18 protein-coding genes are annotated in these 16,581 nt (G+C 51.4%); 7 read left to right on the top strand and 11 right to left on the bottom strand.

What is annotated here, in order from left to right; genetic code table 11:
- Nucleotides 1-172 precede the first annotated feature (172 nt).
- Both ACZA91_RS15665 and ACZA91_RS15660 read left to right on the top strand, forming a co-directional pair.
- The gene (locus ACZA91_RS15665; RefSeq protein WP_463183277.1) at nt 173-778 is read left to right on the top strand and encodes a tetratricopeptide repeat protein; all 606 of its coding nucleotides are present in this window, start codon (nt 173-175) and stop codon (nt 776-778) included.
- A 138-nt stretch (nt 779-916) separates the two neighbouring features.
- Entirely contained in the window at nt 917-1,285 is a 369-nt protein-coding gene (locus ACZA91_RS15660) for a hypothetical protein (RefSeq protein WP_463183274.1), read from the top strand.
- 275 nt (nt 1,286-1,560) lie between these two features.
- On the opposite strand, the gene ACZA91_RS15655 is transcribed toward ACZA91_RS15660, so the two are convergent.
- The 6 genes from ACZA91_RS15655 to ACZA91_RS15630 all read right to left on the bottom strand — a co-directional run bounded on the left by ACZA91_RS15655 (nt 1,561) and on the right by ACZA91_RS15630 (nt 6,142).
- Nucleotides 1,561-2,523 (bottom strand): alpha-E domain-containing protein, encoded by a 963-nt coding sequence (locus ACZA91_RS15655; RefSeq protein WP_463183272.1) that lies wholly within the window; start codon nt 2,521-2,523, stop codon nt 1,561-1,563.
- A gap of 182 nt (nt 2,524-2,705) precedes the next feature.
- The gene (locus ACZA91_RS15650; protein ID WP_463183269.1) at nt 2,706-4,103 is read right to left on the bottom strand and encodes a malic enzyme-like NAD(P)-binding protein; all 1,398 of its coding nucleotides are present in this window, start codon (nt 4,101-4,103) and stop codon (nt 2,706-2,708) included.
- Nucleotides 4,104-4,375: 272 nt separating this feature from the next.
- Nucleotides 4,376-4,726, bottom strand: coding sequence for a HepT-like ribonuclease domain-containing protein (locus ACZA91_RS15645; protein WP_099532732.1), 351 nt, complete (start codon nt 4,724-4,726; stop codon nt 4,376-4,378).
- A 21-nt stretch (nt 4,727-4,747) separates the two neighbouring features.
- The gene (locus tag ACZA91_RS15640; RefSeq protein WP_242030732.1) at nt 4,748-5,149 is read right to left on the bottom strand and encodes a nucleotidyltransferase family protein; all 402 of its coding nucleotides are present in this window, start codon (nt 5,147-5,149) and stop codon (nt 4,748-4,750) included.
- Nucleotides 5,150-5,185: 36 nt separating this feature from the next.
- On the bottom strand, nt 5,186-5,905 hold the full coding sequence (locus ACZA91_RS15635) for a class I SAM-dependent methyltransferase (RefSeq protein WP_099532733.1): 720 nt from the start codon (nt 5,903-5,905) through the stop codon (nt 5,186-5,188).
- 57 nt (nt 5,906-5,962) lie between these two features.
- On the bottom strand, nt 5,963-6,142 hold the full coding sequence (locus ACZA91_RS15630; protein WP_099532734.1) for a hypothetical protein: 180 nt from the start codon (nt 6,140-6,142) through the stop codon (nt 5,963-5,965).
- Nucleotides 6,143-6,329: 187 nt separating this feature from the next.
- Here ACZA91_RS15630 and ACZA91_RS15625 point away from each other — a divergent pair, with 187 nt between their 5' ends.
- Nucleotides 6,330-7,835: a leucyl aminopeptidase gene (locus ACZA91_RS15625; RefSeq protein ID WP_190808208.1), complete on the top strand. Its 1,506-nt coding sequence runs from the start codon at nt 6,330-6,332 to the stop codon at nt 7,833-7,835.
- 381 nt (nt 7,836-8,216) lie between these two features.
- Complete coding sequence (locus tag ACZA91_RS15620; protein WP_463183263.1) at nt 8,217-9,290, top strand: hypothetical protein; 1,074 nt, start codon at nt 8,217-8,219, stop codon at nt 9,288-9,290.
- 89 nt (nt 9,291-9,379) lie between these two features.
- On the opposite strand, the gene ACZA91_RS15615 is transcribed toward ACZA91_RS15620, so the two are convergent.
- The 4 genes from ACZA91_RS15615 to ACZA91_RS15600 are packed head-to-tail and all read right to left on the bottom strand — an operon-like array spanning nt 9,380 to nt 12,536.
- On the bottom strand, nt 9,380-10,186 hold the full coding sequence (locus ACZA91_RS15615; protein WP_463183262.1) for a hypothetical protein: 807 nt from the start codon (nt 10,184-10,186) through the stop codon (nt 9,380-9,382).
- 58 nt (nt 10,187-10,244) lie between these two features.
- Nucleotides 10,245-10,670 carry a DUF29 family protein gene (locus ACZA91_RS15610; RefSeq protein WP_463183260.1) on the bottom strand — a complete coding sequence of 142 codons (426 nt, stop codon included), beginning with the start codon at nt 10,668-10,670 and terminating at the stop codon, nt 10,245-10,247.
- 5 nt (nt 10,671-10,675) lie between these two features.
- Nucleotides 10,676-11,116 carry a DUF29 family protein gene (locus ACZA91_RS15605; protein WP_463183258.1) on the bottom strand — a complete coding sequence of 147 codons (441 nt, stop codon included), beginning with the start codon at nt 11,114-11,116 and terminating at the stop codon, nt 10,676-10,678.
- A gap of 7 nt (nt 11,117-11,123) precedes the next feature.
- The gene (locus ACZA91_RS15600) at nt 11,124-12,536 is read right to left on the bottom strand and encodes a hypothetical protein (protein ID WP_463183257.1); all 1,413 of its coding nucleotides are present in this window, start codon (nt 12,534-12,536) and stop codon (nt 11,124-11,126) included.
- An 18-nt stretch (nt 12,537-12,554) separates the two neighbouring features.
- On the opposite strand from ACZA91_RS15600, the gene acs reads away from it, so the two are divergent.
- The 3 genes from acs to ACZA91_RS15585 all read left to right on the top strand — a co-directional run bounded on the left by acs (nt 12,555) and on the right by ACZA91_RS15585 (nt 15,744).
- Nucleotides 12,555-14,525, top strand: coding sequence for an acetate--CoA ligase (gene acs, locus ACZA91_RS15595; protein ID WP_463183256.1), 1,971 nt, complete (start codon nt 12,555-12,557; stop codon nt 14,523-14,525).
- An 85-nt stretch (nt 14,526-14,610) separates the two neighbouring features.
- Nucleotides 14,611-15,210 (top strand): hypothetical protein, encoded by a 600-nt coding sequence (locus ACZA91_RS15590; RefSeq protein WP_463183254.1) that lies wholly within the window; start codon nt 14,611-14,613, stop codon nt 15,208-15,210.
- Between the two features lie 45 nt (nt 15,211-15,255).
- Entirely contained in the window at nt 15,256-15,744 is a 489-nt protein-coding gene (locus ACZA91_RS15585) for a type II toxin-antitoxin system VapC family toxin (protein WP_190529912.1), read from the top strand.
- A 105-nt stretch (nt 15,745-15,849) separates the two neighbouring features.
- Here the strand turns inward: ACZA91_RS15585 and ACZA91_RS15580 are convergent, their stop codons facing one another.
- Nucleotides 15,850-16,398: a DUF1003 domain-containing protein gene (locus ACZA91_RS15580; protein ID WP_463183253.1), complete on the bottom strand. Its 549-nt coding sequence runs from the start codon at nt 16,396-16,398 to the stop codon at nt 15,850-15,852.
- Nucleotides 16,399-16,581: the final 183 nt, after the last annotated feature.

Here is a 16,581-nt window from a genome sequence, read left to right as displayed (position 1 = left end):
ATCGTCGTTCCCTCTGTCACGGGTGGCGGTGCATGGGAGATGAATAGCGATCATCATTGGCTCCCAACCGTTCTCCCATGCACCCTACAAAAAATTCGACTCGTAACACTTCTCTCATTCGCGTCCTATCTCTTTAAAATTGAGGGCAGATAGCGCAAAAAATGGAGTCAGCATGACCAAATTTTTGGGGAAATCAAGTTGGGCAATGGCGGTAATGATCGCGGCGCTGTTGATATCAGATGGGGCTGTAGCACAAAATTCACCCCAAACGCCCTCACCGCCTACTGCTGACGAGCAAGTAGTTGGTGATTTGTTTCGGCAAGCACATACAACATGGCTCGAGGGAAATTTTGCAGAAAGTGAGAGAATTTCTCGAGAAATTCTTCGTCGCGACCCCCAAAACGCCCTAGCCCATAACAATCTAGGATTGGCATTGTCTCGACGAGGCAAACTGGAAGAAGCAATCGAGCAGTTTCGTCGATCAATTGCACTCAACCCCCAATCTGTCCATCCTTACAATGGATGGGGAAACGTGCTGCATAAGCAAGGAAAATTGCAAGAGGCGATTGCCCTATACCGCCAAGCGATCATCCTCGCTCCCAGGGATTACTATCCTCACAACGGTCTTGCAACTGCGCTACATCAACAGGGGAAATTAGAGGAGGCAATTGCTGCCTATCAGACGACTATTTCTCTTAATCCAAGCCTAACGAGCGCTCAAAATAATCTCCGGGTAGCTCAGGAAGCGTTGGCAGTTCTTCGCAATCAATCTCGCTAGTCAAGTTTCCGACTCGCCTCACCCACCTGGCTCTCGATCGGCGTTCCTGACCTCAAGCAAGTCCTCGATCCCGAAACCGGCGATAGCCCCCCTTGGGTTGCCCAAGAACTAACTGTTGCCGATCTGAAGTTAAACCGATTGCTGATCACCGGTCGCCCCAATGAAGAACTGGAACTCTCCAGCCTGTTGGGCGGCAAAGTACGCCTAGACGACAAAACTCTCGAATTCCAGCGCGAGCAATTCTTGGTACTTGCCGATCGCTCACCGGGCTTTCAACGGTTGCGATCGCTCTCGATCGACCCCAAAAAACCGATCGGCTGGTCACTCCTAGCCGGCGGCGAAAGCACCGAAATTCCGGCCGGACTCTCACCCCGCTTCCCCGTGCAATCCATCAAATCGCCCACGGTCTTGGCAACCTGGCTCAACTCCGAAGCCTTCGCAGCCGTTTTGGGTTTTTTGGGCGCTTTCACCGCGATTTTTATCCCGCGCTTGTTTCCCGAAAAGTAGCCAGAATCAGCACTTTCGCCCTTTGAAATCGATGACCTCTCGTAGGGGCGCATCGCCATGCGCCCTCCGATCAGCAAGATTTTCCCCGAAGCAACTCGTTTCGATCCACCCTATCGGAAGACGGACAACCTAGCTCCAAACGTAGGCTTCATGAAAGCATGGCCCAATGGTTATGGAAGGGTTGGCTTGTTCTCCCACACCCCGAGAATTCAGCGCTACTAGGGTCATCCGACCACTCGAAAGCCGAAGTTGAGTCCGAATTCCCAAAAACAGGTCTAAAGCCCCACCGGTCGCAGCGCAAAAAATGTTTCATTCATGCGCTCGCCAATCACATTGAGTTCTTGCTGCAAATTGTCAATGAATTCATGGAGACCCCGATCGATCACTTCATCCACTGAAAAATAGCTGAGTTCTGCCAACAACCGTCCCAAGGGCCGCTCCACAGGATTGCTCCAAGTGCCCGTCGGTGTTCCAGTAATTTCATGCAAGGATTTTTGGGACTGCAACAGGCAAAATTGCACCGCACGGGGAAACTGTCGATCGAGCAATAGAAACTCCACAACTCCCGTGGGCGAAATGCGGTGATTGCGCCACTTTTGATACATTTCATAGGCGCTGGCGGACTTCAGCAACGCAATCCATTGGAGGCGATCGAGCGTTGTGCCCACATCCTGCACCGAAGGCAGCAGAATGTAATATTTCACATCCAAAATTCGTGATGTTTTATCTGCCCGCTCCAGGAATCGCCCCACCTGTCCAAAGTGCCAGCCTTCACCGTGGGTCATGGTGGCATCGGTCACGCCATAGAGCAAATGACTCGCCAGCTTCACTTCATTAAAAAACTTATCTAGATCAACGGCTCCCGCGCTGTAGCTGGCGGCCGCTTCTTTAACCATTAAATAAAATGCATTAATTTGTTCCCAGACTTCCGTAGACAGGATCTCTCGGATCGATCGAGCGTTTTCCCGCGCTGATTTTAAACAAGACAAAATCGAATTGGGATAATTCGCATCAAATGTTAGAAACTGAATCACATTTTCAGCGGAAGCTTCCCCATAATTGGCCTGAAAAAGTGCCAAGTCCCCCGTGGTCATCAACAGGGGTTCCCATTGTTGAGTCACACCCGCAGGAGAATCTAAACTCAGCTTGAGGTTGACATCAACAAATCGGGCCACATTTTCCGCCCGCTCCACGTAGCGATTGAGCCAATAAATCGAGTCCGCAACGCGACTGAGCATGGTGATTTAAAGGATGAATTCCAAGGGGTGATTCAGCAAGAAGCCTTGATCGGGGAAAGTTGCCTAGAGCATACCTTAAACATCCCAGTTGATTCCAGAATTGCTTGAGTTTGAGCTGTGGTCACAATTCCCCAATCAATGCATTCCTGAATCATCAATCATCATCCCCTTGACGATCGGCTCTACAAACGAGCAACACCGTCTAGGCGAGCAGCCGCTTGCACCGCAGCGGCCACCGCTGGAGCCACGCGCGGATCAAACACTGAAGGGACGATTGTTTCGGGGCCCAACTGCTCATCGTCCACCAACGAGGCGATCGCCAAGGCCGCATCCAAGAACATTCGTTGGGTGAGTTTGTTGGCCCGGCTGTCGAGGGCCCCCCGGAACAGGCCCGGAAACGCCAACACGTTGTTGATTTGGTTGGGATAGTCGCTGCGGCCGGTGGCGATGATGGCCGCTTTGCCGATGATCAGTTCCGGTTGAATTTCCGGAATCGGGTTGGCCATGGCAAAGACGATCGGGTCTTTGGCCATGGATTCCACCATGGGCACGGACACCACCCCGGGCGCACTGACCCCCAGGAAAATATCAGCACCGACCATCGCATCAGCCAGGGTGAGCGGCCCGGGGCGATCGACTGCAAAGTCTCGCTTTTGGGGGTTCAAATCGGTGCGATCGATCGTCAGCAGCCCCTTCGAGTCGCAAATGGCAATATCGGTGGCTCCGGCCGTGCGCAGCAGTTGGGCGATCGCGATCCCCGCCGCTCCCGCACCGTTGATTACGATTTTGACCGCCGATAGGGCTTTACCCACGTATTTCAGGGCATTGGTCAGGGCCGCCAAGGAGACGATCGCCGTGCCGTGTTGATCGTCGTGGAACACGGGGATATTCAACTCCTCCTTCAGCCGCTTTTCCACTTCAAAACAGCGCGGCGCGGCGATATCCTCCAGGTTCACTCCCCCAAAAACCGGCGCAATCCGCTTCACGGTTTCCACAATTTCATCGGCATCTTGGGTGGCTAAGCAAATGGGAAAAGCATCCACCCCGCCAAATTCCTTGAACAGCATGGCCTTGCCTTCCATCACGGGCAATGCCCCTTCGGGCCCCAAATTGCCCAACCCCAACACGGCGCTGCCATCGGTGACAATCGCCACCATATTTTGCTTCACCGTTAGCTCATAGACCCGATCGGGCTGGTCAGCAATGGCCCGACAAACGCGACCCACCCCCGGTGTATAAGCCATGGCCAAATCCGCCTGGCGATCGAGCGAAATCTTGCTGTTGACGGTGATTTTGCCGCCCTGGTGCAAGGCAAAGGTGCGATCGGCCGCCGCCAGCACCAACACCTCCGGGATCGCTTTCACGGCTGCCACAATGGCCTCCGCGCCCTCGGTGCTGGCCGCATCCACTGCCAAATCCCGGATGGTCTGTTGGCGATTTTGCTCCACGAGGGTGATATCGCCCAAGTTGCCCCCCGCATCCGCGATCGCCTGAATGACCTGGGACAGCATTCCCACCTGGTTTGGCAACTGAAGACGCAACGAAACACTGAAACTGGGATTTGGCGTTAGTTTAACCACGAACCGATCCTTCCCGAATAGCAGGTTAATGATTTAGAAGCTGACAAGACAGGCATCACTAAAGCTCTATAATCTACCACCCATGAGCCGTTAGCCTTGGTCGATCGGTCAGGAATTGCTGAAGATTTCCGAGCAAACCTGAGAGCATGTCTGAACAATCAAAACTCTTACCTTAGTAAGTTTCATTGCCTGTGGGCCTCATTAATCGACAAGAACAAGATACGCAACCCCCTTGCTACCCAGGACTACTAGCGCTTTGCAAGTACCCCAAGTTACTTCTCAGGCCTCTGCTCAGGAAATTGACTGTCATTTAGCAAAATTAGTAACTCTGGAATGTTGATTTGAATCGCTTGCCAAAGAATCCATAGATCAACTTCTCGATATTCGTGAATAATTCGATTTCGCATTCCTCGAATTGCTGCAATCGGAATTTGGGAATTTTGGGTGATGAAGCTATCTGAAAAGCGGTTCATTGCCTCGCTGAGAACTGTAATTTGGTAAAGAACCGAAGATTGCGTTTTACGATCTTGGAGGAAGGAATCCTCATCCAAGCCTTTTGTAAAATCCAGAATTTGTTGACAAGCATTGATTGCATCCAACCAATATTCTCGATCATGATTCATGGGATTGCGGTAGCCGGATGATCAATCTTGATGATTAATTCGGTAAATAACTTGGGCAGTTCCTAAAATATTGTTACGCCGAATAGAATTATGACTTTTCTCAATGGCGCGTCGAGTCACCAAGTCCACGGGGCGGTTCTGAAAAAGCCTGCTAAATTCACATTCAATTGTGTATAGATCCAGCAGTGTAACCTTAGCGATCGGGGAAAAGCTAATTAATAAATCCACATCGCTATCATCCCGAAATTGATCGCCAAGAATTGATCCGAATAATGCAACTTCAGTGATCTGCCAATCATCACACAACAACATCAATTTTTGACAATCAACGGTGAGGCCTGGCTGAAGCGTAATTGAGCGACACAGAGGCTTCGCTCGATCGCACTCAACACCATCAAGGCAGTTGGTCATGGAGTGAGTCATGGCAGATCGCAATTGAACCGAAGTTTGGATTGCATTTCAACTGAATTTGACGCGATAGAGGGCAAATACATCGCCTTCGCGTGTAGCGGTCACTTTGCCACCGGCTGCCTGAATCAGTTTTTTCCAGGCGATCGGCTCTTCCAAGAAAACCTCTGACCCCAAATAGGTTTCTAAAATTGCCCAATTTTCCGCTAGGGGTAACTCGGGCAAAATGGCATCGAAGACGAATAAACCACCGGGTTTTAGGAGGGGCTTGACTCGATCGACCACAGCAGCCCAATAGTCGATCGGGTAGTAGCAGCTCACCCCCGTGGCAATCACCAAATCAAAGAATCCTGGCTCATAGTTCAGTTCATGGGCCGGTTGGCAATGCACGCCCTTAAACAGTTTGGAGTTCAGTTGTGGGCCCCGCGCTGTTAACAAATCGCAGGCGACGCGGGCCACATCTTGTCCATAGAAAAAGGCTTGCCAATCGCGCCAGGGATAAAACAAAAAGCTACCCCCACAACCCAAATCCAAACAGCGCCAACCTTTTTGGGGCTTTGCTAATTCCCAAAAGGGGGATGTGATGCGGCTGGTGAGGGATCCAGTCACGAATTCAGGATAGAGCGGCAAGGCGGCCACTTCGTCGGGGACTTCAAAGGCTTCACCGCGATATTCTTTGTTATATCGAGCAGCAACGGCTTGGATTTGGGCCTGTAGTTCAGGGGTGTTCCAATCACGAGATTGAAGTTCGGCAATGCTCCAGTTAACCAATGAATGCGCCCTCAAAAATTGGGGTTGAATATTGCTCTAGAAACCGGGGAATGATGGTTAACCTTTGAGAGCTTTTTGGAAGTTTTTGCGATAGGAGCCATTAATTAGCAAAACTGGCCAAAGTAGAGTTAGGAAAATTCGATTTTGCGTGAAGTTGGTTCGCTGAAAGCCGTTCCAAAATTTCACCCCAAAGAAGATGTAAGCCCCAAAAATCACGAGGGTTGCAAGCTGAGCCATCGATCGAGCCTCTAGATACAACGGTTAAATGCGACTGAATGCTTTTGGATGCACTTGGGTGCTAATGATGCCAGTCAACGGCGATGGGAGGGGAGCGACTCCCGGGGCTTCCGGGTTCACCCTGTCTATCAGTGTAGCCAAACCGTTAGAGTAGAAAGCGGCAAAACGCAACCATCACAAGGCAATCATGGAATTTCGAGCAAGTGTCAGCAGCCCGATCGAATGGACGGGCGCTGGTTTGGCGATCGGGCTGTTTGAGTCGGAACTGGAAACCCTGGCGGGTGACTTGGCGGCCTTGAACGATCGACTGGGTGGGGCCCTGCGCGAGGCGATCGATGAGGCCGAATTTAAGGGCAAGCCCGGAAACACTGCAACCCTGCGCGTGGGCAGCAGCACACCCGTTCGCAAATTGATCTTGATTGGGTTGGGCAACTCAGAGGATCTGCCGCTCGATCGGCTGCGCCAAGGGGCCGCCGCCGCCGCCAAGGCCGCCCGGGCCCAAAAGTGCGATCGCCTGGCCATTGCGTTTCCGTTGGCCAACCAAGAGGCGGCCGCCGCAGCCCAAGCCATCACCGAAGGGGTGCATTTGTCGCTCTATCGCGATCGCCGCTTCAAGTCCGATAGCGAAGAAAACGGCAAAACCCCCAAGCCCGAGACGATCGAGCTGTTGCCATTCCGGAATGGAACCACAGATTCAGCCGCGATCGCCCAAGGGATCGATCGGGGTGAAAAAATCGCTGCCGGAACGATTTTGGCCCGCGAGTTAGTGGCCGCTCCGGCCAACGTGGTCACCCCCATCACCATGGCCGAAACGGCCCAGGCGATCGCCGCCAACCCCGGCTGGGAACTGACGATTTTGGAAAAGGAAGATTGCGAAAAACTGGGTATGGGCAGTTTTTTGGGAGTTGCCCAAGCGTCTGACCTGCCGCCGAAGTTTATCCACTTGGTTTACAAGCCCCAAGGCACACCCCGCAAAAAGTTGGCGATCGTGGGCAAGGGTCTGACCTTCGACAGCGGCGGCTTAAACATCAAGGCCGGCGCAGGCAGCAGCATTGAGATGATGAAAACTGACATGGGTGGCGCGGGCGCAACCTTTGGCGCGGCCCAGGCGATCGCCCTGTTGCAACCGGATGTGGAAGTGCATTTCATTTCCGCCGTCACTGAAAACATGATCAGCGGGCGAGCCATGCACCCGGGCGACATCCTCACCGCCTCCAATGGCAAAACGATCGAGGTGGGCAACACCGACGCAGAAGGCCGCCTGACCCTGGCCGATGCGCTCGTCTATGCGGACAAGCTGGGCGTGGAGGCGATCGTGGACTTGGCCACCCTCACGGGCGCTTGCGTGGTGGCACTGGGCGATGAGATTGCTGGTCTGTGGGCCACCGATGAAACCCTGGCCAACGGCTTGAAAGCCGCCGCCGCCAAGGCCGGTGAAAAGCTGTGGCAAATGCCCCTCGAAGAACCCTACTTCGACAAGATGAAATCCGTGGTGGCTGACATGAAAAACATCGGCGGCCGCGCGGGTGGTTCAATCACCGCCGCCCTGTTCCTGAAGCAGTTTGTGAAAGACACGCCTTGGGCGCACTTGGATGTGGCGGGGCCCGTTTGGAGCGACAAGGATTCAGGACTGAATCCCGCCGGGGCCACCGGTTACGGGGTTCGTACCTTGGTGGAGTGGATTTTGGCTTAATAACTAGCTCACTGAGCGGCTGAATCGCTGGTTCAAGGGCTGGCTCAGTCTGGGCTGGCTCAGTCTGGATCAGTAACGGCCTTTCCCGGTCAGGGCGCTGCGAGGATGTATGAGGCCCGCAGCGCCGACCAGCGGCGAATCCATCAATCCATCAGATCCCCTAGCATTCAGATTCCCTAGCGTTTGACGAACTGGCGACGATTCAATAGAATCGGCCCCAACTCCGTAGCCTTGCCCAGGGTCAATCTTTCGGTGGTTCAGCCGGGTTGAAAGTCCGGCCGTTGCGAAATTTGCCCCCTTCCAGCAACTCAACGTTCTGTCTGGGCAAGGCGGTGCTTGGGGATGGCGGCTGCGTCCCTTGCCCATATTTGGTGTGGTGGTATGACTTTGTCCATTGAGCCTCGCGAATCCAACCCGACGATCGCCCCCCGATCGACCTCGGCCGCTGACTGGTATGCCGACCAGCTCATGGATGACTTGTTTGGGGATTTGGAGCGATCGCTCGAGGAGGGTGTGGAACTGTTGACCCCACCCCCGGAACCCTCGCCCCCGATCGCCCTGCAATCGATCGCCGTGCCGCCCTTGGTGTTGCCAGCGGAGGTGTTGCCGCCCCCGCCGCCGCCCAAAATTCAAGAGCCAGATCCAGAGCTAATCGAAGCAGTGGCAGACGCGGAACGGGCCCGGCAATCGGTGCGCCTGTTCGATCGCCTAACCATCGGCGCGGCGGCCCTGTCCCTGTTGGCCACCGTGGGCCTCTGGTTCGCCAATCGCAACGAGCCGGCAGCGGTGATGGCCGACGGCTCCCCGGTGGCTCCCGTTGCTTCCGTGGCCAACGACGGCAGCAGCGCCCCCGACGATACGGAATTTGCTGCCTATATTTCCCGTTCCTTGGATGCGATCGAGCGGCGCACCAATGGCGGCCCCGTTGCCCAGTTGCCCCAGCCTCCCGCGATCGCGCCAGTGCCCTCGCAATTGCCCAACGTTGTCACCCTCAATCCTCCGAACCCCAGCCCAGCGCCACCGGCCTCCAGCGCTGCCGTCACGCCTGCGGCCCCGGTTGGGTTTCCCCTGTCCAGCAACTTGGTGGACGCGATCGAGCGCTTAACCCGTTTGCTGGAACGGAATCCCAACTTGTCCGCCAACTTACCCCAACCCAACGGAGCCGCCACCCGCCCCAGCCCCGCGCCGGCCGCTTCCCCTCAACCAACCGCCAGCCCAGCCGCGTCACCGGGGCCCGTTGCGGTTGCTCCCAGCATGACCTACGTTCTGGTGGGGGTTTTGGAATTGGGCGATCGTTCCTCGGCCTTGGTTTCTGTGAACGGCGTGACCAGACGGGTCAGCATGGGCGAGGCGATCGGGGCCAGTGGTTGGACTTTGGTGGAGGTGGCCAACCAAGCCGCGACCCTCCGACGAGATGGCGAAACACGTTCTGTGTTTGTGGGTCAGCAATTTTAGGACACTTTCAAGTCCTGATGACAACGCAAAATCCTGGCAGCAAGGGGTTTAAACCCCTTGTCTGTAGTGATTTAAATTGATCACAGGAACTAATCTGCCAAGGTACTCGGAAAATCAGCAGCGTTATAGCCAGGGATCTCGATCGGGTCGCCCCAGAGCAAGTAATAATCCTCCGCATAAATCGGAAAGCGACAAAGGTCGATCGGGGTTGTTTCCGATGGGTTAACCCCCTGAATTAACCCAGCCGCTTGGAAGGCCGCTGCAATTAATTCAGAGCAGAAAAAACTAGAGTGATCTTCCTGAGCGCAGGTCAATCCCACTTCATCTAAGATATCCAAGCCCGCCAACGCAGCCTGCACAAAATCGTAGGCACGCTTTTCGCTTTGGCGCATGAAATCCGTAAACTTTTGCAGATCCAATCGAGAGCGATGTTGCTCCCCCAACGGTAGCCACCAAATTTGGCCATCATAGCCATCCATCAGGGTGCTTAATTTATTGATTTGTACGCCACTTTTGGCAATTCCCGTGTCTTGGTCAAAGCAAAGGGGATGAGATTCAATAATATAAATTTCCGGTTGATCCGTGGTCAACATATCAATTTCGAGTAGGGAGGAAGCTAGCTCCAAACTGATATGTTCCTGATCCTCCGTTGCGCTTGCACTAGGATTTTGGTCACCTTTGGCATCTGAATCAACCTCGCTATCTGACTTGCCATCAACGTTGATCCTGCTGGGCCCATTGATCATGAATTCTGGCTGAAATACAGCGCCCACATGGGAAACCGTGGATTGGGTTGAAAGGCGCACCGTTCCCGACAGAATATCAGCCCCCGCAAAGGCAATCACATCTCCCGATCGCATCCGATGACAAACTTCGTGATATTGCACAATATTCATGACGTTTCGGGCTGTGGCTGGGTGTGTGTCAGTTATAAACACTGATTGATCAAGAAAATTATTGCTCAGGGGCAATCATCTTCAATGCCTGTTGCAAAATTTCGGGGCGATCGACCATTGCGGCCAATTCTTCGGCCTCATGTCGCCCTTCAAAGGCCTCGATCGCTGCTGCTTTCAGGGCTAGTCCATAAACCTTTTCAAGGATTGCTGTCAGTTCATCCCGTTTGATGTAGTAGCTACCGGACGATCGTTGGTTCGTGTTTAAGATTTCGTCTACAGAATTTTGAATCGAGAGTTCCCAAAAACGGGTCGATCGCTTTTCGGCTGCTTGTTTAATTAAATGAATCAATAAAATTTTGCTGTAACTCCGAATTTTGTTGCGAATAGCAGTTAGTCCCATTTCTTCCATCTCTTCCACAATCGCCAGCGCCCGATTCACATCACCCGCTAGCAATAACTCATGCAACGCTAAGATTTCTTCCACAATGCTTAGGCTCCTGCTTGAGCTTGCGAGTCAATCATAGTTAACGCTTGTTTCAAGATGGCAATGCGATCGACTATGGCCGCTAACTCTTCAGTCTCATAGCGCCCCTCAAAAGCTTCTAGCGCAGCTCGATCGATCGCGCTAGCATAGGCTTCATCGAGAATTTCTTGTAATTCATCAACCGATAAATAATAGCCACCAGATTTTCGGCGTTTGTTTTTTCGCTGAATTTGGTGAACCGCATTCCGTATCGAAACCTCCCAAGAACGAGTCGATCGTTGTTCTGCTTTTTGCTTAATGAGATGAATCAGAAGAACGATCGCATAGCTATAGATCTGATCGACAATCGCGCTACGCCCCATCTCTTCGAGTTCCTCAACAATGGCCAACGCACCAGCTACATCGCCAGCCAGCAATAGCTCATGCAATGTCAAAATTTCTTCCATTTCTGCATTACCAATCAGGTAGTCTTCGTGTTAGATCGTATCGATAATTAGTAGCACTTGGCTTATCAAGTAATTCTTGACGATTTAGATATTTTCCACTGTAGCCGAGTCGCCAAAGTATTACTTCCTCAGCCCATTGAATACCTCGCCACAGAATTTTCGCTTGTTCTGTTAGACTAAATAGTGTTCTCTCAATCGATAGTGTTCTCTCAATCGGGTGTGTTGAATTATTTCTTAAGTTAACAAAATCTCTGATTTCATCGTCATTTAATTCGATACCTATTCGACCCATAAGGACTTTTACTCTATCTCTGCTTCTCCCAGAATTCATCAGTCTTCTGTTTTCTTCCCGTTGGGTCTGGTTTATTTCATCTACTACTAATATCAAGTAGGCTAGAATTTCAATCAAACACCCAAGAGAGTTAAAACACACTTTAATAGTTCGTGCGAATGAGCGCCCTTCTACGATGGGCAGAGATTGAAAATACCACTCCAAAATCAAGTTCCATTTTTCATGCCACTCTGAACCTTCTTGAGTTTTTTGGAATGTACTAAAACAGCCTAGAAATAGCTCTAAGTCGCTGGCATGACAATTATGCAACCATGAGACTCCTAAATTCTCAATCGGCGTTTGTAAGGAGTCAGTCCTGATTTCAGTATAGATATTTCTGGGAACTCTCCATGATTTTCCTGGCTCTATTTCGTCTTCAACAAGGGCAGAAAGCCGAAAAATACAGGGAGCAATATAACCAGCATTTGCAAAGGAAAGCATTGAGCACAGATGAGATAGCATTTTCTTGCTTTCCTCACTTGTAAAGCTTTTCAGTTTTGAAAAATTTCTAATTCGCGGTGAAATTTCAAACTTGGCTGTAATTCGACAACCCAGATTGAATGATTTAGGTTGCATCCAGTCAAGTTGATCTTTATAGGGCGTGATCACAAAACATAAGTCTTGCGTAAGATCTACTATCATGGTTTTATCGAGAGCAAGAATTCTGAGGAATTCAGTATTTAATAAAAATGTTTCAATATGATGAAATTCTTGATCCTGATTGCCTTCAATAACGACTCTTGCTGATCCTTTGAGACTCGAAGTGCTTATATTAAAATTTGATGATTTTCCAATTTCAGTAATCATTAAAGCTGGATCAGGCAGATCCCATGAACACAGCCGAGTTGGCGGATTATTCGTATATTCAAATAAGCTAATCGCAGAAGATTCCTTCGCAAGCCTTGCAACTTGAAACTCCCAAGAAAGCTGTGGGCGAGGAAATAATTTAAGCGTAAGAGTTAATCTACCTTCGTGCTCATCAAGATAGCCAATGTTGTTAAATAGCTCTAAAGATTCAGGGTTCTTGAGAAAATTTGAATAATTTAACAACATTTGAGTGTAATTTTTGTATTGCGTCGTTCTTATCATACTAAATTCGCTTCTGTCATGTCACAACCGACGATCGAATCGATCCTTCAAGAAAATCGCACCTTTGCGCCGCCTGCGGATTTGGCGGCCAATGCCGAAATTAAAAGCCTGGACGACTATCAAGCCCTGTACGATCGCGCCGCCGCCGACCCCACCGCCTTTTGGGCAGAACTCGCTGAAAAAGAACTCGACTGGTTCCAAAAATGGGACACCGCCCTTGATTGGCAGCCCCCCGTTGCCAAATGGTTTGGCGGCGGGAAAATCAATATTTCCCATAACTGTCTTGATCGCCACTTAACCACCTGGCGGAAAAACAAAGCCGCTTTAATTTGGGAAGGCGAACCCGGCGACTCGCGCACCCTCACCTATGCCCAACTGCATCGGGAAGTTTGCCAGTTTGCCAACGTCCTGAAATCCCTCGGCGCGCAAAAAGGCGACATCATTGGCATCTACATGCCGATGATCCCAGAAGCCGCGATCGCCATGTTGGCCTGTGCCCGGATTGGCGCGGCCCACAGCGTCGTGTTTGGTGGGTTCAGCGCCGAAGCCCTGCGCGATCGCCTCAACGATGCCAAGGCCAAACTGGTGATCACCGCCGATGGGGGCTTCCGCAAAGATACCGCCGTGCCCCTGAAAGTGCAGGTCGATCGCGCCCTGGAAAACAACGCCGCCCCCAGCGTCGAAAACGTGCTGGTCGTGAAGCGCACGGGCCAAGAAGTCCACATGGAGCCGGGCCGCGACCATTGGTGGCACGACCTGCAACAAAATGCCAGCGCCGATTGCCCCGCCGAGCCGATGGACAGCGAAGACCTGCTGTTTGTGCTCTACACCTCCGGCAGCACCGGCAAACCCAAGGGAGTCGTCCACACCACAGCGGGCTACAACCTCTACACCCACATGACGTTCAAATGGACGTTCGACATCAAAGACACCGATGTCTATTGGTGTACCGCCGATGTGGGCTGGATTACGGGCCACAGCTACATCGTCTACGGCCCCCTCTCGAACGGAGCCACAACGCTGATGTATGAAGGTGCGCCCCGATCGTCCAATCCCGGCTGCTTCTGGGACGTGATCGAAAAATACGGCGTAACGATTTTCTACACCGCCCCCACCGCGATCCGCGCCTTCATCAAAATGGGCGAGCACCTGCCCAAGGCCCGCAACCTCAGTTCCCTACGGCTGTTGGGAACTGTCGGTGAACCGATTAACCCGGAAGCCTGGATGTGGTACTACCGGGTGATTGGCGGTGAGCGCTGCCCGATCGTCGATACCTGGTGGCAAACGGAAACTGGCGGATTCATGATCACGCCGCTGCCGGGCGCGATTCCGACTAAGCCCGGTTCCGCCTCCAAGCCCTTCCCCGGCATTTTGGCGGATGTGGTGGATCTTGATGGCAACCCCGTGGGCGACAACGAGGGCGGCTATCTGGTCGTGAAGCATCCCTGGCCGAGCATGATGCGAACGGTGTTTGGCGATGACCAACGGTTCCGCAGCACCTACTGGGAACACATCGCGCCCAAGGACGGCCAGCATTTCTACTTTGCGGGGGATGGCGCGCGCCGCGATGCCGATGGTTACTACTGGATCATGGGCCGCGTCGATGACGTGGTGAACGTGTCGGGTCACCGGCTGGGGACGATGGAGGTGGAATCGGCGCTGGTGTCGCACCCGGCAGTGGCGGAGGCGGCCGTGGTGGGCAAGCCGGACGACCTGAAGGGCGAAGACATTGTGGCCTTTGTCACCCTGGAAGGGACGGCGACGGCTAGCGAGGAGCTGATCAAGGAACTGAAACAGCACGTGGTGAAGGAAATCGGGGCGATCGCCCGGCCCGGTGAAATTCGCTTTACGGATGCGCTGCCGAAGACCCGATCGGGCAAAATCATGCGCCGCCTGTTGCGATCGCTCGCCTCGGGTCAAGAGGTTTCTGGGGACACTTCCACCCTCGAAGATCGCTCCGTCCTCGACAAACTCCGCGAAGGATCGTAATTGCTAGACTATGGGCAGGACAGAGAGTCTATCTATCCTGCCCATAATGCTAACCACACTCCATAACATTAATCAGAGAAATTCTATGTCAACTCATCCAATGATGCTTTCTATTGGCGCGATTACAGTGGAAGAAGTCTTACTTCCAGCCTATCAATTTTCACAAACTGACTATGCATTTCCTTTAAGCACTGTTTTACAGTTTTTGGCGCTTGAAAATCACCATCTCTCACCGAAATTAAAATTTTTGGTTGCAATTAACACACAAACAAAATTACCTGAAAGATTCATCATTATTGATGAAAATTTTGTGAATTTTTTAATTGAATTATCCCAAAGAAAACATCATATTCAGGCGACAGCCATGTTGCAGAGCCTTGCAATGTCTGGGCTAGAACTTTGTCTACAGCATCAAAATGGTTCTGTAGATGAAAATCGAAATTTGTTAACCTCTGATTCTGAATTACAAGTACAGTCTGTGTACCAAATTTCAGACCCTAGCAGATTTAGTATTGAACTCAAATTGGATCCTAGCTTAGTACCTGATGCTGAATCACTCCATGCAGATCGTCTTCAGAAAATCAAAACACGAAATCAAGAACTCTTGAATTTACTCGATGAGTGGAATAACAACCCTGATCATGAATTAGATCACACCTGGGACGAAGTAATGGCAAATTTATGAGATTTTTGCTTTGTCATGCCAATCTATTATTCTTAATTTAATGAAATGAAAATCATTAATAAGCTTGCTCTTGATACGAATATTTTAGGTCAATTACTAAACCCTAGTCCTACAAAATTCATTGAATTGAAAGCATGGTTTCGGGCAATATTGCTCTCTGATGCTGAAGTTTTTCTACCAGGAATTGTTGACTATGAAATGCGGCGATCTTTAGAATTACAGCGCCTTAAAGACCCAAACTATCGAGGGGTTGAGCGATTAAACCGATTTTTACAATCAGTTCGATACTTACCCATCACGATTACTGATCTGAATCTCGCAGCAACTCTTTGGGCCGAAGCGCGCTACCGGGGCCAAAAAACAGAAGGCGATCGTGACTTGGGCGGCGATCCCATTTTGGCGGCTCAGGTTCGATCGCTCTTTTCACCCTGGGTCAATGTGGTTTTGGTCACTGAAAATCGCAAGCACCTAACACGCTACGGCATTGATGCTCGATCGTTCCAAGAAATCCTATTCCCAGGAATGGAGTCATGAGCGATCGCCCCATACTTGAGCACTCAGAAAAATCCTGAATTGTCTAGCTGCGATGAGCTGTGATCCTCTGAACTTACCTGAAATTCAAAAAAAGGATCCTGGCCTTCACGCTGAATCGGATTTGATGGAAGCGGCTTTCAGTTGCTTTTGGAGTTCATCAATCTGTTTTTGTTGCTCACGCAGCAGGTGCAGAATTTCGCTCAACTCCGCCTCGCGCAGAAGATTGATTTTGTCATGCAGCAGCTCAATTTCCAGCTCTGATTTCAGATTCACTTCATGATCATGCTTAGCCTCTTGGCGATCAATTTCATTTTGCCGATTTTGGCTCATCATGATGATTGGTGCTGTGTATGCTGCTTGGAATGACAACATCAAATTCAGCAAAATGAATGGATAGGAATCCCAATGGATAGTCTTGTTGCTGACATTGCAAAAAATCCAAAAACCTAAACAAATGGACTGGATGATAACAAATTTCCAAGAGCCAACCGTTGAAGCCACCAAGTCAGCAAGATGTGAACCCAAATCCGCTTTTTCTTTGGGTGGGTTCTCAGCGGGATTTCGTTCCCGTAGGCGCTGAATCAGCCGATACTGCTCGGGGGTGATATTGGCGCGGCTGGGGCGACGAGGATAGCCAGGAGAATTGACGGGCATAACGCGATCTCGTGGGAGAAAGTTAGCACTAGGATATGGAGGCTCAAGGGGTTGTGGCTAAAAATAGCCGCAGCGAAAGGGAGGAGTCTCTGGTATTCACACCACTGTTGCACCACTCCCGCCGGATCGCTCTCGGTTGGTTAACAGCAGTAAACTCAACCCAATGTTTTTCTATGCCGGTTG

This window comes from Limnothrix sp. CMB-01, from assembly GCF_055193175.1.
Note: the sequence above shows the minus strand (reverse complement) of the source record. Positions and strands in the feature narration are given on the sequence as shown.

Coding starts and splice junctions, on each gene's coding strand:
- ACZA91_RS15645 (WP_099532732.1), bottom strand. CDS start 4,726: ATGAATCATGATCGAGAATATTGGTTGGATGCAATCAATGCTTGTCAA.
- ACZA91_RS15605 (WP_463183258.1), bottom strand. CDS start 11,116: ATGGAAGAAATTTTGACATTGCATGAGCTATTGCTGGCTGGCGATGTA.
- ACZA91_RS15620 (WP_463183263.1), top strand. CDS start 8,217: ATGACTTTGTCCATTGAGCCTCGCGAATCCAACCCGACGATCGCCCCC.
- ACZA91_RS15640 (WP_242030732.1), bottom strand. CDS start 5,149: ATGACTCACTCCATGACCAACTGCCTTGATGGTGTTGAGTGCGATCGA.
- ACZA91_RS15590 (WP_463183254.1), top strand. CDS start 14,611: ATGTCAACTCATCCAATGATGCTTTCTATTGGCGCGATTACAGTGGAA.
- ACZA91_RS15585 (WP_190529912.1), top strand. CDS start 15,256: ATGAAAATCATTAATAAGCTTGCTCTTGATACGAATATTTTAGGTCAA.
- ACZA91_RS15665 (WP_463183277.1), top strand. CDS start 173: ATGACCAAATTTTTGGGGAAATCAAGTTGGGCAATGGCGGTAATGATC.
- ACZA91_RS15615 (WP_463183262.1), bottom strand. CDS start 10,186: ATGAATATTGTGCAATATCACGAAGTTTGTCATCGGATGCGATCGGGA.
- ACZA91_RS15625 (WP_190808208.1), top strand. CDS start 6,330: ATGGAATTTCGAGCAAGTGTCAGCAGCCCGATCGAATGGACGGGCGCT.
- ACZA91_RS15580 (WP_463183253.1), bottom strand. CDS start 16,398: ATGCCCGTCAATTCTCCTGGCTATCCTCGTCGCCCCAGCCGCGCCAAT.
- acs (WP_463183256.1), top strand. CDS start 12,555: ATGTCACAACCGACGATCGAATCGATCCTTCAAGAAAATCGCACCTTT.
- ACZA91_RS15655 (WP_463183272.1), bottom strand. CDS start 2,523: ATGCTCAGTCGCGTTGCGGACTCGATTTATTGGCTCAATCGCTACGTG.
- ACZA91_RS15600 (WP_463183257.1), bottom strand. CDS start 12,536: ATGATAAGAACGACGCAATACAAAAATTACACTCAAATGTTGTTAAAT.
- ACZA91_RS15630 (WP_099532734.1), bottom strand. CDS start 6,142: ATGGCTCAGCTTGCAACCCTCGTGATTTTTGGGGCTTACATCTTCTTT.